Origin of the sequence: Aeoliella fuhlenseeensis, from assembly GCF_052161615.1 — a bacterium.
GTDB lineage: Bacteria > Planctomycetota > Planctomycetia > Pirellulales > Lacipirellulaceae > Aeoliella.
The window spans coordinates 5,956,587-5,972,010 of the sequence record NZ_CP197417.1 but is presented as its reverse complement, the minus strand read 5'-3'; the positions used below and the strand labels follow the sequence as shown (position 1 = coordinate 5,972,010).

Below are 15,424 nucleotides of genomic sequence, written 5' to 3'. Positions count from 1 at the left end.
GCAGCTGGGCGAAGACTAACGTTTAGAAGATGCTCCACTTCGTGTGCCACTGGCTCCGCCAGTGCCGCCCCCGCGAAGACACGGCGCGAGCTGGCAGCGCACGCGCAAGGCAACGTTGTTCCTCGTCAGCCGGGACGACCGACCTACTGTGGTTTCTCCACCCACCCTTCGAAATGCATCACCGTCGGCTCCCCACAATCCACCGGCGGTGCCGACGGGCGGTCTAATCCGTCGTCGGGGGCCATCCAAGGAATGTCGTGCCGGGCTTCGACGATCTGCCACTCGCTCGGCCCGCCGGGTTCGGCCTTCTCGTAGAAGTACGACGTGTAGTAGGGGTTCTCGCGTCGATCGTTGAGGCATCGATACTTCTCGGGTATCGACGACAGTAACTTCGAGTTGTTCGGCCCATCCCAAGGTTCGTCGAACGAGTATCGCGCGAACAGCGCCGGATCAAGAAATTCGAGTATCAGTACTCGCCAGCTATGCCAGGGTTTGCCATCGGGGCCAAGAACAACACGGCGCGGGTAATCGCCGTACTTGTCCTTGTAGCACATCACCGCCAACGAGACGTGCTTGCAATGCGAGACGCACCTAGTTTGAAAGGCTTCATGCCGAGTCTTCTGAGCCGTCACCGCCAAGAAACCTAGCGGTACGCTCAATACGGCGACATTGATTAGTAGGGTTCGAAGGGAGAAGCGTGGCATGGGGAGGGGTTCAAAACTTGATTGCCGATAAACTTCGGCGACATTTTTTCTGAATGGACGTATCGAGTTCCTTGAGCTGCCGGATGATCGGGAGTCGCGAAAAATATGGCTCTACCTTAACCGCCGTCAAGGCCGCGATTGCAAGCGATATCAGCAGAGCAATCCCGACGACTATATCCTGCCGCCATCCGAAGGGGACAAGCAACGTAAGGTCAACAAGCCAAGTCACTAGCAAATAAAGCACGAGGAATGACAGTGCGAGTGACGGGATAAAACAAAACACGAGCAGTGGCATTAACCGGAGTAGCGTCGCGCTGAGGCTCGCCATCCACAAGCAAAGGACGAAGCGAACCACGTTGATGAAAAATTGATTCATCCGCAAAGTCGTAGGGTGGGTGGTCCTGCCGCTATTCATCTTAGCCAGTCTTTAAAGCTCACCGGCAGGTTCACCCACCGTTTTCCAGAACCAAAAGGTGGGTGAACCCGTCGGCTGTTGCATGTAAACAACCGCCAAATCGTGTCGCGCCGACGGAACCACCCACCCTACGTTACTAGCTTGAGCTTGTAGCATAAACCAAGCATCCGCGTCGGAAAAACTGAGCGTGCTGAATTGTCACCCCGCCATGCCCTTGCACATGTCGGGGAAAGTTCTCGGCTGCGAGCGATTCTTTGATTCCCAGATCGCCCTCCAACAGTGCCGATGACACTTCTGCGGAAGATCTAATAGATTGTAGAAGCCCGCGGACTTTGTCGGCGCAGTCTCGTGGGACGCGAAGCTCGATTCCAACGGTATTCATTTGGTCGGTAACGTCATCGAACATGTCGATCGCCATGAAGCATTCATCATCCGCGTCGCTTGCGAAGATCAACACATCGCCACGCCCCTTACGTCCGTTCGGGTGAGCCGCCGTGTAGTCGTAGAACTGTTCGTAGAGGCGATCCAAAGATGCTTCAGGTGGTGTCACATAAAGGGTTGCAAAGAGGGATCGGATTACGTCGATGTCCCCGAAAGTGTCATCGGAAATGTCCCCGATCGGAACTCGCAGCTTGAATTCGCAGTAGTTGGTTGAGCGGTTCATGGCAATTTCATTATGAGTTACGATTTCGCCACGCCTCTGCGAAGTTGCTCCGCCCAGCGAACCATCTCTACTCGATCCTCAGGTTGCCAAGCTCGGTCCGTGGCCGTTGGATCTCGCTCAATACTCAGTCGGGCTAGATTGCGTCGCACGCTTTCAAGCTCATCGTCCCGATAGTGCGTGACTACAAGCCGTAGCCATTCGCCCTCGTCGTCGGAATCCGTCGCGAGGCGGCAGAGGAAGTCTGCGAAGGTCTGTCGCCACTCTGATGCTGACATGGTATGTGTTAAGAGACGAGCGATGATTACAGAGAAACAAGTTGGGGGAGACGCATGGCGGTGACTCGGCCCTGGACGCCGTCACCTGAACAAAGGAGGGGATCAACAGAAGAAGACTTGCTCTCCCTTTCGGAGATAGTTGCAAATACGACTTAGAAGTTGGTTTCCGCCAATTGCCTCAGCCGATAGGCCGCCGAGCACTTCGCGCAGGCGGCTTTGCATCGCGGCAACTTCCTCCAGCGGTACATCAATGGCATTCCCGTAGTCCGTAAAGCCCGGCCAAACTTCAACAGGTACGCCAAGAGATTCGCCGTATGCCATCAGATCCTTCCACGTGGAGTAGGAGATCAGATCGTAATCGCCCTCCGCCGGAAAGACTTCGTAGTGGGGAAGGCCGTCCCTGCCCGTGTAGTGCTGGACACGGAACGACCGAGAGTGAACTAGGCTGCCACCCATTACTTCTCCCAACTCGAAGCTCGACGATGTAGATAGGGAATATCTCAGCGGACTGCATTTGACCGATTCGTTGATTCTCGCCGCAATGCTTAGTACCTGCAAGCTTTGTAACAGTGCGGTGGTGGGGTCGCCCCCCCGACACCAGTCTCGAGAATGGTGGGTGAACCCGTCGGCGGTTGCAAGGACACGACGGCCCGACCGTGTCACGCGCACGGAACTACCCACCCGAAGAAACTCCCCTAAAACCACCTATTTCCCATGCCTGAACTTTTTTCCACTTTTTTCCAGAATGGGACTAGAAAGTACTCGCGCGTGTGATCCAATGAACACGTGCCGCTCTCGCGAGTGGTCCTTGCCCGGTGGGCGGGGTTGTTGTTTGGCAATTTGGAAATGAGAGGAAAACGACCGGCGAGAGTTTGGCGTTGGGGGTCGCGGTGCGCGCTCCGTTGGGAATGCACACGCAACTGCCAGCCCCCACCCCGGCCCTCCCCCGAAGCGTCGTTGCGATTGGAGTGAGTTCGAATGGCAGCCCTTTCCCCCGCAACGACTGGGGGAGGGAGTGAGGGAGGAGATCAAAGAATAAAGTCGCACCTGCGGGTTGCCCCTGCGACATTACTCTTTGCTACGGAATAGCGATCGGCCTTGTAAGGTGTTCGCTGGATTAGACTTGCGTCCACGCTCCCGCTGGGAGCGAAAAGATTAAAGTCGCACCCAACGAAATAATCGCGATGTGCGACAAAACTCGTGGGGCGAAACTCGTAGATCTCGGCGACTTAAGAAGGACTCCCGACCGATCGCGGCTCTGAGCAAAAGATGCTTGCTCACTGCTGCCACAATGAAGAGCCGCGATCGGTGGGGAGTAAGAGAAATAAAGTAAAGGGGCTCAGTCGCCCGACATGCCGGACATCGCGAGGCGGAAGCTCGAAGTGTCGATGGTCGGTGGTTGCCAGGTCCGCGGGAGTTCGTCGGGGAGTTCGGGTCCGACGAATCGGCGGCGGCGTTCGTTCATCGTCCAGGTCTCGCGAATCGAAGCACAAGCCTGGTCAATTTCGCCGGGCGAGGGCAAGTAGTCGATGCGAAGGGAGTCGAGCGTTTCCAAAGCTTCGAGCATGGATCTCGGGTGCCTCGGGAGCCAGGTACAAGCGTAAAAAATTGGCCGGACGCCGATTGGCGGGCGGTGGGCGTATGGTAATCGACGCCCGGCCACTGTTCGGTTCTGCTTGCCATCCGACTTGTCAGTCAGTTGGCCAACGAGGACTAAATTAGCTGGGGTATGTGTGGATTGTGTGTAGGCCCCGTCAGAATTCTGCGAAGAATCGGACGACCCGAAGAGATAGTCGATTCCTACGCAGGAAGTGACGACTAACTAGAGTGTGAGGGCATAAATCGCCTCGAAACAAGCACTTTGCGGCTTGCGGCGAAGCGCGAGCGTGACCTTGAGCGAAACCCGCTGGACTAGGGATTTCCGTACCAAAACGGTAAAATCGGCCAGCGGGGCAATCGCGATTTTGCGGCAACGACGAAGACTGCCAGCTTAGGAGTATCGGGCGATGAAAGACGTGTTGGCGGTGGTGCTAGCCGGTGGTAAGGGTTCGCGACTGGAACCCCTGACCCGCGATCGTGCGAAGCCGGCGGTTCCGTTTGGCGGGAACTATCGGATCATCGACTTTACGTTGTCGAACTGCCTGAACAGCGACATCCGCAAGATCCTGGTGCTCACGCAGTACAAAGCGATGAGCCTCGACCGCCATATCACGCTCGGCTGGCGGAGTTATCTCTGCCGCGAACTGGGCGAGTTCATCGACGTCATTCCGCCGCAACAGCGCATTGACGAAAAGTGGTACCAAGGCACCGCGGATGCCGTGTACCAGAACATCTACGCCCTGGAGCAGGAACGCCCCAAGCACGTGGTGATCCTCGCCGGCGACCACATCTACAAGATGGACTACAGCAAGCTAGTCGCGAGCCACGAAGAGAACAACGCCGACCTGACCATTGCTGCCCTACAGGTTTCGCTTGAGGAAGCCACGCAGTTCGGCGTGATGCAAGTGGACGCGGAGAATCGCATCATCGGTTTCGAAGAGAAGCCCGCAAAACCAAAGCCAATACCGGGCAATCCGAACTTGGCGATGGCGTCGATGGGCATCTACGTGTTCAACGCCCATTTCCTGTTCGACGAACTGTGCAAAGACGCGACGCTTCCCGAGAGCAGTCACGACTTTGGCAAGAACATTATCCCGTCGATCATCAACTCCCGGCGGGTTTACGCGTTTCCGTTCCTGGACGAGAATCGCAAAGCCCAAGCGTACTGGCGAGACGTCGGTACGATCGACTCGTACTTCGAGGCCAACCTCGAACTAACGACGGTCGATCCGCCGCTGAATCTTTACGACATGGAATGGCCAGTGCGAACGCACCAGCCGAGCCAACCGCCGGCGAAGTTCGTGTTCGACTCGGACGACCGTCGAGGTGGAGCGCACGACAGCATCGTTTCAAGCGGCGTGATCGTCTCGGGTGGTCACGTCACTCGCAGCGTGATCGGCCCGCAATCGAAGATTCACAGCTACGCGGAGGTCGACGAGTCGATCCTGTTCGGCCGCGTCAGCGTCGGCCGCCGGGCGAAGCTTCGCCGGACGATCGTGGACAAGGACGTGGTGATTCCCGAGGGCTTCGAAATTGGGTACGACCTAGCACTCGATCGCAAGCGCGGATTCACCGTCACGGAAAGTGGTGTGGTGGTAGTCGCTCGTGGTGAGAATATTTTGAGCTAGTGGAGAACACAGAGCTCACGAGAACCACGACGAGGTCTCGCTCGATTGGCGGCGGCGTTTGAGGTAGTTCCAGCGTAGCCAGGCGATGATCGCCAGTCCCGCGAGGACGAGCCCTAGCGTACGCGGCCAAAGGCAGAACCACCACGCAAGGCCGAGCAGCACGACCACGGGGAACAGCGTTTCGTACCCGTCGAGCGGCCATCGCCAGCGATTCCGCGTGACGACGAACACGCCAGCGAGAAGTACCCCGCCCAGCGCCATCGCCCAGCGAACCAGCGGATCGGTCGCATCGCGGCGGAGCAAGATCCACCGCAAAGGTTGGCTGTCGCTTTGGACGAATTGCTGGACGCGTTCGCTTGCGTTCGAGTCAGGCGGCACGTAAGTGGTGCCGATGGACGCAAGATCGGCGGCGGTTCGCGTGCGCAGGATTTCGGCGGTCGCACGAGCTAGTAGTTCGTCGTACTCGTTCTTCCCGCCATCGGGCGTCACGACGACGGGATCGACGGGCGCTGCAGCGTCTCTCGCTTCGCGAAGGGCTTGCTCGGCGCGGCTGAGCGTGGCGGTCCACTCGGTCGCCCACTCGCGCGGCAATCGGCGATCGGCGCGAACGCCGCTCCCTACGCCTGCCGAAAGCAGTTGATTGAGTTCGAGCACGGCAAGGTCGACCGCAGGTAGATTTTCCACCTGAGGACCGCCAAACGTCGCGTCGTCCGCCAGCCCCCGCATTCGCCACAGGCGATGCTGGACTTCGCAGGGGCGGCCCGCTGCGAAGAGTTGTGGGATTTCGATAGAGCCCGAACTGTCGGGCGTGCGGTGCTCGAGGGTGACTTGCAACACGTGAGGCAACTGCGGATCGGGGAGCACCAGCCGCAGTCGATTCTCCCCCGCACGAGTCACCAGAGCCGAGCGACCATCGACGGTCAAGTCGATGAGTTCGCGATGCGGTGGAAGCGCGATCTCGAACGCGTCGACTTCTAACGCAGGGAGCACGAACTTGGTTTGAACAATCAGGTCGTTGGTCGCCGTTTGACGAACGTCGATGGAAGCGAGTGGCAGTTGCAGCTGACGATCGTCGGAAGCGTGGGCGGTCCACACTCCGACGGGCATCGCGCTGGACGTGGCCTTGAGCAATCGAGCGGAGGGCCATGCAGTGAGCAAGCCCTCGATGCTCGCGGGGGCGACGCTGGGTTCGGCACGTTGCCAGGTCCACTCGCCTAGGTCGTCTTCAAGTAAGCCGAAGTAACGCTCGGTGGTCGAGGAACCTCGCACCGAGATCATCGGACACTCCAGTCGATTTGGCGAATCGAGACGCACCGCCGAACGGAGGGCGAGCCTCAGCCGATTGCCGGCGGCGACGACATTGTCGAGTCGCAGCTTCAGGCGTCGGCCGCCGGTGGACTGTTCAAGCGTCGCGTCGAGCGAAACGGGACCATCGACCTCGGGTGTGCCAACGAGTTCGGCGGGCCATTCGATTTCGAGCTCGGGGAGATTGCCTTCGGTGACATCCACGAGCACGGCGAACTCGGCGATCCAGGAGTTATCGCGGCGGACCAGAGTGGTGAGGATGTCGGTGTCGAGCTTCACTTCGTTGGGCTGGACGAGCACCACCAGCGGCGTGCTGCGATCGCTCGACGTGAGCAGCGACTTGACGCCGTACGCCTGCCACCCTTCCGGCGGTGTGGCGGCGGTGCCGGTGAGCTCGGGCTCGACTTCGCCTTGAATGTCTTGGGCGATGAGTTCATCGGCGGCAAACAGGGCGACCTGTTGCGTGATCGCCGCGTCGAGTGCCGCGGTGATGCGAGGTACGTCGGCGGTCAGCCCTCTGCCGGACGTTTCCTTCTTTAAATCAACATGACCACTGATGCGAAGCTCGACAGCACCTGTGGGAGGTGCCGTGTAAAGCACTAGCAAGCGATCGGGAGCGGCACGACTGAAGTCGACGGGTCGGCTCGATTCGCCATCGAGCACTTCGACGGAGTCGATGTGTTTGAACTCGGGAGAGATAGAAAGTAACTGCGAGAAATGCTCGACGCCGCTGTAGTCGAACGATCCACGGTAGATGACCTCCAGGCGTTCGTCGATGGCAAGGACATCGAGCGATTCTTCGGGCGTGACTTCATGCACGGTCGGACGAATGGTGGCGACCACGGGACCGGCGGTGCGGTCGAGACGGACCAATTGGCTTGGCTCGTCGCGTTCGATCCATAGTTGCGACAGACTGGCGAGCGACTGGACATCGGTCGCGGGGATTCCTCCGACAACGATCGCCATTTCGGGGGACTCGCTCACTGCCAGGTAGCGTGCGTCGATGGTGGTGCCCACGAGCGCCAGGTCGGGAAGGCGGAGGCGACCGAAATGTGTCGAGCGATCGCACGCGAGTCGAAAGCGCACCTCCGCAGTGCCATCCTCGCCGACCATGGGTTCCAGCGGCGCGAGCAAACGCCACTCGCAGCTTGCATTGGGAACATCAGTCGACGTGGCGACGAGTGGCAGGCCGTCAGCGAGAAGGGATAATTTCGCGGGAGGAAGGTCGGTGGCTGCGAACTTGAATACGCCTTCGATGACGGCGGTGTCGGGCGCGACTTCCAGCCACTCCCATCGTTCGACCGAGGGAGGTTCGGTGGCCACATCGAGACTCAACTGCGGCCACTCCACCAATAGCTGGGAATCGCTACGCAGCGGAATGCCCGCTGCTTCGGCAGGAGTTGCGGGTGTGGGGACTTCGAGGCCATCGACACGCAGCTTGGCTCCGATCGAAGTCGTATCGAGCACCAACTCGCCCCCCGGAAGTGGAGGCACCGTTAGCTGCACCGACCACGTCGACTCGGCGTAGCGGATCAATGGTTGGAACTCGAAGCGAAGACGGAACTTCCCTGTCCGCGTAACGTCGAACTCTGCGTAGTGCCCGTCGCTGCTCCAGCGAAGCGGCACCGGCAGGCCATCGACTTGCACGATGTCCGACCACGCGGCGTCGGTTTGTTCGAACGGCAGGCGGATGGTGGCGGGGGCACGAAGCACTTCGAGGTCCATGGCCGCGGTCCAACGGCCGACACTGGCGGTTGCCCCCGCGGCCGATGCGGCGGACGACAGCGAACCGGTGTAGCGTGGTTTAGACACGACCCACGACTCGGAGGCGACTTGCTGCTCCTCGCGTCGCAACAGCTCGCCGAGGAACTTGGCGGAGAGGTAGCGTTCGTCGCTGGCAATGCGACCGTTCGCATCGACGGGGACCAACACGCTTTCGATTACGGGCTCTGGTGCCGCGGCGATGGTCGATTGCGTGGCGAGCATCGCAAGGACGATGAGCGTGCGGACCGTGACGGTTCTCATCCTCGCTGACGGGCCGGCACTCCATGCTTGCCACGCGGTGCGGGTGGCGAGTTCGAGCATCCGTAGCGCCACGGCGAGGATCGCACCGCCCCAGACCGCGGTAGCCCACTGGTACGTCGGAGTTGGAAGTAACAGCGCGGCCATGAACGCCATGGCAATCGCCACGACGAGCCAACTTGATCGCTGCCACAGCCAGTAGCTTGCGATGGCGGACAGGAGCAGAACGAGTGCGAGGCGGACCTCGGTTGTCGGTTGATGGACGACCTTCACGCTTGCGTCGCCCAGGTTGCCCACGGGAAGCGACACTCGGTGGAGCGTTCCGTCGGCTCGGTCGCCGGAACGCCAGGGTCGTTCCAGCTCGGGCCGGGCAACGAGGGGGCCGAACAATCTCGCACGCCAATCAGCGGGGCGATCGGCGCGAGGGTAGTTCTCGATACGATAATCGCTTGGAACGGCGAGGTTCCATGTCGCCACCTCGACGGGCAATCCCAACAGCGGCCAAGGAGCACGCAGCATTTCGCCGTGCGCTAGCTGCTCGCTCGGCATGGTGTAGTCAACGATAAACTGCTCGGGCCCGTCACTACCGGTCAGTGGAAGTGCGAGCGTTCGCTCGTCGGCCGCTTGAGGTGTGTCGGAGGTGCGATTGGTGGCGGCCGGACCGGCTTCGCCGAAGCGATGCCAACGAACCTTTGCGGCCCCGCTGGGCAGCGTACAAAGCAACTGCCGTTCGGCGGTGTTGTCGACCGTAAGCACCAAACGATGTTGCGATGGGGCTTGCGGCAAGTAAGTTGAGGCAAGCGAAGCGCTGGCAATGCTCGCGAGCGGTAGTCCATCGATCGCCCCGCCACGCGAAACGACGAGCTTCCGCCCGGGGGCTCGCGTGCTTGCAAGCCACGCCGATTGCAGTGGTACGTCGCCTGGACTTTGACGCTGGGAGAGTTGCCATCCGCTGGCTTCGACGCGGACGTCGCGTGCATTGGGCGAGCGAACTTCGACCCATTCTTCCAGTTCGCTGGCTCCCTCGACTTCCAGGGTCGGCGGCGTGCAGCTTACACTGGAGAGTAGGTTGTTCTGCAATTCGATAGTAAACGGACCCGACTGCCGACGCGGGAGTTCGAGACGGAACAGCCCGCTATTCACCGCTTCGGTTCGCCCACGGTTAAACCCGGCTTCGGCGGTGGCGATTTGCCATTCTTCTTCGCCCGCCAGCCGCCAACGAATCGCATCGGTTTTCGCCCCACGCATGAGCAGCTCGACGAGCTCGATCGAACTCGACTCGGGCACCAGTTCGATGCGATGCGAAAGACTCCATGTTTTTTGCCGGTCTTCGACGGTCGTCACCACGCGGGCGCTCACTCGGGGGGCAGCGGCAGCCAGATGTAGCTGTAGGTTATCGTCGACTTCCATGCGATCGTAAACAATCGCATCGACTACGCCTGGCAGCAACTCGGCAACGGTGGCGGCGACGAGGGTCATGTCGAGCGGCGGTTGAGGCGGCACGGTCTCGAGCTGGTAACCATCTTCTACGTTGATGGCGGTCCAGCTTCGAGTGAGTCGCGCGTCTTGCCACTCGAGTACATCGAACTCCGCGATGGGTTGCCACCCCATGTTGGCAGCCGCAGGTCGCGAGGCATCGACGGTCAATCGGATGGCGTCGGAACTGCCTGCAAGTTGTGGATCGATGGACGCACGCACCACCAAGAGGTCGTCTTTGCCCGTGCGGTCGACGTACCAGTCGTCCACCGTAAAAGGAGCCAACGCCGTCACGACTTGAATCTGCCACTCGGGCTTGAGTGTCGCGACTAGTAGCCGGACGGGCGTGACGGAGGACGAACGCCAGCTGGTAGTGACGGTGGCCGACGTGCCAAGCGAATCGAGTTGCAGGACGCGTCCGACTTGAACCGTGTTGGTGGCGGGTCGCGCGGCGACTGCGAGCTCCACGCGACCGCGTGACGACCACTTTTCAAACTGCAATGTCTGGCGGTTGGGGGCGCCGCCAGCGGAGACTTGTACGGTGTTGCGAGCTGCCAGGTCCGCCACTTGGAGGGCGGGATCGAGCAGCACGCGGACCTTGCCCGAGGTCCAGAACAACTGTGGAAGTGTCACTTGCGGCAGAGGTGTGACAGCACCCGCGGCCATGGGATGCCAGGCTTCGATCACCAGTTCGTGACGCACTCCGCTTGCTGTGGCTGGGAGCGAGAGTTCGTAGGTCTCGGTGCCACGCGTCCTTGGTTCGACGGGCCTGCCGTCCCATTCGACACTGCGAATGACGAGGCCCGGCGTGAGGGAGAGGGATAGCAAACGAGGAAGTGACTTGGTGCCCGTGATGTCGAACTGTTGACGAAGTTCGACGCCGCTCTCTTGCACGCGGTAGACCAGTTGTTCTTGATAACTGGCCATCTGAAGTTCGTTGGGGGCGGGTTCGGCGAGCGTGCGAACTCGCAGTCTGAGCGACTCGCCACTCCCCCACCGCACCAACCAGCGACCTTTATCAGGAGCCACCGGCGGCAGGGATGGAGCGAGGGCTCCCGCGGGTAGCATCGCCGCGTCCCACTCGTCCGGCCCAAGGACCATGGCGGACTCGCTTCCGGTGACGTCGGGCGCTTGTCCGGTGGGGAGATCGAGCAGCAAGTGGTTCACCAGCGAGAACGGAATCGCGAGGCGGAATTCGTCAGTCGCTGCGTTAGGGTTGCGGGGCAGCGAGTGCCAATCGAAGTCGAGCCGATCGCTTGTGGGGACTTCCACGGCCAGCCCTCGTCCGGCACCCCAGTATCCCAGCCGCGCGGGACGCCCGGTGTCGCGCCACGTGCCGCTTCGCACGCCGAGACGGGCGGACTGGAGCGAAAGCCAGACGGGTTCCGAACCTGTGACTTCGCATTGCATCGAGCCCCGGCCGACGAGTCGATGCTGGGTGTCGAGCGAGGCGTAGAGTACGGTTTGGCCGACTCGGGCGGCGTTTGCCTGATCGTTTGCCGCGCTCGCCGATTCTAGGAGGGATTCGAGTCGCCCGGCCTCAATGGGAAGGTAAGCCTTGCCCTCGGTTGGCCACGCGGTGATCTCGCCCGCCGGGACATAGACGTTGCGGACAGCGATGTCCTTGCCCGCCGAGTCGGATGCCGAATCGCTGGCTGGTTCGACGCCGACTGCGCGCGGACTAGCTAGGATCGCGATGACGAGCATCAGCGCAATCAGCAGCGAGGGGACGAGTTGGCCACGGCGGCTAGACATTCGAGTCGGTCAGTTCGATGGAGATCGTCGGGGCATTGGTCGATACTCCCCCCACGTGTGCAGGCACCAGCGTCGAGGGGCGATGCGAACCCGACGCGTCGCGGGTGATCGACGCGGTGGCGATGGTCGAGACGGACGGTTGGCGGCGCCCGCCGTACATCAAGTACAACACCCAGGCCACGAGACCACACACGATGCCGTAGAGGCCGAGTTGGGCGACGGCCACCGCTTCGACCGGCGCGGCGAGCCCTGCCGCGGCCATCAACGCGCCGAGCACCAGCAGGACCGGCGGACGGCGCAACCAAGGGACGTAGGCTAACGCCATGGCCACGACCAGCACGATGCCCGAGACGGCAAGGACGAGTAGTTCGCGGCGCACCAACTTCAGTTCGAGCGAGGCGTCGCGGATGCCGCGATAGAGCATAGCGTGCTCACCTCGCGTGGGTTGCTCGACACCGACGCGAGCACCGACCCATTGTTCGAGTTCGCGGGTGCCGAGGCTGCTTGTGCTCCGCCAGTTGCCATCGACCCACTCGGTGCGGAACGCGGGGACAAGGGATGGCGCCGCCGACACCGCGCGATAAGCGACCGGTGCAATCACTTCCCAGTAGAGTGGCTCGGCCGACGATTCGTTGCCAGCTAGTCGAGGGCGCTGAGTCATAACTTCGGTGCTCCAACCTAGTTCGCATGGCAGGCGATAACGGACCTCTAGCGTGCGGGGGTTGTCGCTGGCCATCGAAGGGATGGAAACATCGAGTGCCCCGCCGCTCGGGATCCAATCGCTGGTCCGCACGCCATCGAGCACCACTTCGTACTCGGTGCCGGGCGGGGCGTCGGGAGGGAGTTCGATCTTCAGGCTATCGGTGTCGCCGCGGAACTGAAACGCCGTGCGGACCTGCACGGTGCCGGGGGTGAGCCAAGTCTGTACCCACACGCGATCGACTTCCACTTGCTTGGCGGCGACGTTCTGTCCCGCGTAGACGAGCGGAAGGAAGCTGCTTCGTTGCTCGGCGACTAGCGTGATCACGTCGTCGCGGTTGGTGGACTCGATCTGCCAACCTGCGCCGGCAGCCGGAGTGTAGGACTTGCCGCTCGCCGTTTCGAGTTCGACGGTATGCCCCAGAAACTCGGTACCAGGAACGGTGAGCAGTGAGAGCTCGATGTTTTCGTCGGGCCGAGCAGTGACGGGAAGGACATAACGGGCACGGACGCGAAACTTGCCCAGCCGCGGGTGCGGCAGCGCGATGCGTCGTTCGGGCACGGTGGGGAGCCCTGCCGCGAACTCGCCGGGTAGCAAGGGCACTTCGAGCTCGGTGCCAATGTCGCTCCCGCCATTGGCAACTCCGCCGGTGGTCGAGGGAAGTAGTTCCAGCCGCAAATTGGTGACACTGCCGGGCGTTGCGAGCGACAGCGCGCTGAGGGGCTGATGGCGGACATCGAACTCGATGACCTGCGTTACCTCGGCCTCGGTGGGGTCGATGGCGATCTTCGACAGGTTCTCCACCAGCACGCGTCGCGGGCGAGCGGTTCGCTCGGCCGCGAACGTCAGCGGTGGGTAAACGCCACTGTATTCGAACTGCTGCCCCGGTGGCTGGCCCGGCAAGGTGTCGGTGGCGTCCTTGATGGGGAGCGGCACCAAGCCTTGGCTGCGAGTGCTGTCCGGCGTGACCTGCAAACCGGTATCGGCGGTAACGGTGAGCGTGCTGGGATTGATGGTAAGCGACTGGCCCCGCCCGTCCGGCGAAGGCAACTTGAGCGTGAACGACTTGGCTTCGTCCGGCTTCCACGCCCGACGGAAATCGAGCGTCACGGTCGGTCGTCGTGAAGTAGCGTACGCCATCGAGAATCCGAAGTAAGCCGACGAATCGCCATCCGCGCGAGGTTCCGCGAAGGTCTCGATGTCTTGCTGCCCGACTTCCTGGGTTCCTTCGAGGTTGGTGGTAGTGGTTTTCTGATGCGTCCAATCCTCGATCGAGAACCTCGGGGCGAACGCCACGGGCAGCGAGCTTCCGCCCTCGATCTGATACTCGACCACCATGTTGAGCAGGGCTTCGTTGGGGCCGATGGTCAGTTTGTAAGTTGGCCTCGCGATCACGCGTTGCTCGCGTGGTACGAGTCGCATGGGCTGCGACCAAGGCTGTCGCGCGAAGCTAAACGCCGCGGTCACGCTCCCCGCTACGGGTTGTGTCTTGAGCCACGTAAGGTCGAGCTCCGAAGGATGCACGAGTCGCACCGAGTCGTTCGGGGCGTAGCGCACCTGCCACGCGTCGTCGACCACCACAGCCACTTCGCCATCTTGGGGTAGCGCACCAACCACCTCGAAGCCGGAGAGGGTAAGCGACAGATCCTTGTTGTCCTCCCCATCGCCACCCGAGGGCAATGCTTCGATGGTTTGAAGGTCGACCGACACGGGGGCGGTTTGATCGGCGAGCAGCGTCACTCGGACCTCGGTCGTGCCGTTTCCCTCACTGGCTTCTTCATCGGTGATGTCCTCGATCGATTCGATCGGGGCTGGAAGCTCGCCCGTCGGAACGCGGCGGGCACCCGGTGGCAAGCGGACGACAAACTCGCGAAACGATTGGCCGAAGCTTTCGACCGTAATGCGAGACTGAGTCCGCACATCGCGGCCATCAATCGTCACAAGCATCTTGGCCGACGCGCTTAACACCGACTCGGCACGCGGGCTTTCGGCGGGGCGATCGAGCCAACTGAACGAGGTCTCGCCACCGATGCCCTCCCCTTCGATCTTGGTGCCGCCATCGCGTAGGGTGGTGCTTTTCAGCACGACGCCTTCGCTGGCGACGATGGACTGAATGGGGCTAGCGACCACGAGTTCCATCGAGCCCTTCGTGGCGCGGGGCGCTAGCATCTTGAGCGTCGCCCTGGCGCCGTCGCGCTTGAGTGGAACAATCAGGTCGAGCTCGAGCCGAATCTGCTCGTCCTTCTTACCGACCAGCGTAGCCACGTAGCCACCGCGGGCCAGATCGTAACGCAAAAGACGCTGGGCTTGCCCGGCGGGTGGTTCGGGGAGTTCTTCGAGCAGCGCACCGGCCAGCGACAGAGGCACCTCGATGGTCCCGTCGCTACTCAGCGTGATGTCGAGCGTGGCTCGCATCGCGGCGTAGTTGCCTTCGAGCGTGCCGACCATTCGCAGTTCGTCGATGGTCGGTTCGCCCTGGGAGTCGCGACCGGCGCCGGCCAATTGCTGTTGATTCCGCCACGCCTCCATGAACTCGCGGTAGCTCATGTTGAGCACCGGCTGAGGATTTCCCTCGGCGTCGAGCAAGAGGAAGGTGTCGGGGCCGACGCGCTCGACCTTGCCGGACATTTGTTCGAAGACGGGCGACACGGGCGGGGGAGCTGCGGTGTCGGGAGTGGGCTCGGTTGATTCGGCTGTAGCTTCCTCAACCGCCGACGCAGCGTCCTGGCCCCGGGCTGGAAGCGTGGCGGCAAGGCACAGCGCAAGCGCAGCGGCGATTGCTCGCCATGCCGAGGTTCGTGCTCGCGGGCCAATGCTCAACACACCATTTACCGATCAATCAAAGGAGATACTCAGGGGGGCAGGTTTTCCCTGCCTTGGG

At 61.5% G+C, this 15,424-nt stretch carries 8 protein-coding genes; 1 reads left to right on the top strand and 7 read right to left on the bottom strand.

Annotation, left to right across the window (positions count from 1 at the left end; translation table 11 throughout):
• Window positions 1-143 precede the first annotated feature (143 nt).
• From SH292x_RS23460 to SH292x_RS23440, 5 genes are all read right to left on the bottom strand, one after another.
• A complete protein-coding gene (locus tag SH292x_RS23460; protein ID WP_442483457.1) occupies window positions 144-704 on the bottom strand; it encodes a DUF1559 family PulG-like putative transporter in 561 nt (186 codons plus the stop codon).
• A 10-nt stretch (window positions 705-714) separates the two neighbouring features.
• The gene (locus SH292x_RS23455) at window positions 715-1,080 is read right to left on the bottom strand and encodes a hypothetical protein (RefSeq protein ID WP_442483456.1); all 366 of its coding nucleotides are present in this window, start codon (window positions 1,078-1,080) and stop codon (window positions 715-717) included.
• 175 nt (window positions 1,081-1,255) lie between these two features.
• Entirely contained in the window at window positions 1,256-1,783 is a 528-nt protein-coding gene (locus tag SH292x_RS23450; protein ID WP_442483455.1) for a hypothetical protein, read from the bottom strand.
• A gap of 377 nt (window positions 1,784-2,160) precedes the next feature.
• On the bottom strand, window positions 2,161-2,514 hold the full coding sequence (locus tag SH292x_RS23445) for a hypothetical protein (RefSeq protein WP_442483454.1): 354 nt from the start codon (window positions 2,512-2,514) through the stop codon (window positions 2,161-2,163).
• Between the two features lie 883 nt (window positions 2,515-3,397).
• Window positions 3,398-3,625: a hypothetical protein gene (locus tag SH292x_RS23440; RefSeq protein WP_442483453.1), complete on the bottom strand. Its 228-nt coding sequence runs from the start codon at window positions 3,623-3,625 to the stop codon at window positions 3,398-3,400.
• 439 nt (window positions 3,626-4,064) lie between these two features.
• On the opposite strand from SH292x_RS23440, the gene glgC reads away from it, so the two are divergent.
• Window positions 4,065-5,285 (top strand): glucose-1-phosphate adenylyltransferase, encoded by a 1,221-nt coding sequence (glgC, locus tag SH292x_RS23435; protein ID WP_442483452.1) that lies wholly within the window; start codon window positions 4,065-4,067, stop codon window positions 5,283-5,285.
• Window positions 5,286-5,300: 15 nt separating this feature from the next.
• On the opposite strand, the gene SH292x_RS23430 is transcribed toward glgC, so the two are convergent.
• A complete protein-coding gene (locus tag SH292x_RS23430) occupies window positions 5,301-11,843 on the bottom strand; it encodes a hypothetical protein (RefSeq protein ID WP_442483451.1) in 6,543 nt (2,180 codons plus the stop codon).
• Window positions 11,836-15,366 (bottom strand): hypothetical protein, encoded by a 3,531-nt coding sequence (locus SH292x_RS23425; RefSeq protein WP_442483450.1) that lies wholly within the window; start codon window positions 15,364-15,366, stop codon window positions 11,836-11,838. The genes SH292x_RS23430 and SH292x_RS23425 overlap by 8 nt, the downstream gene beginning before the upstream one ends.
• Window positions 15,367-15,424: the final 58 nt, after the last annotated feature.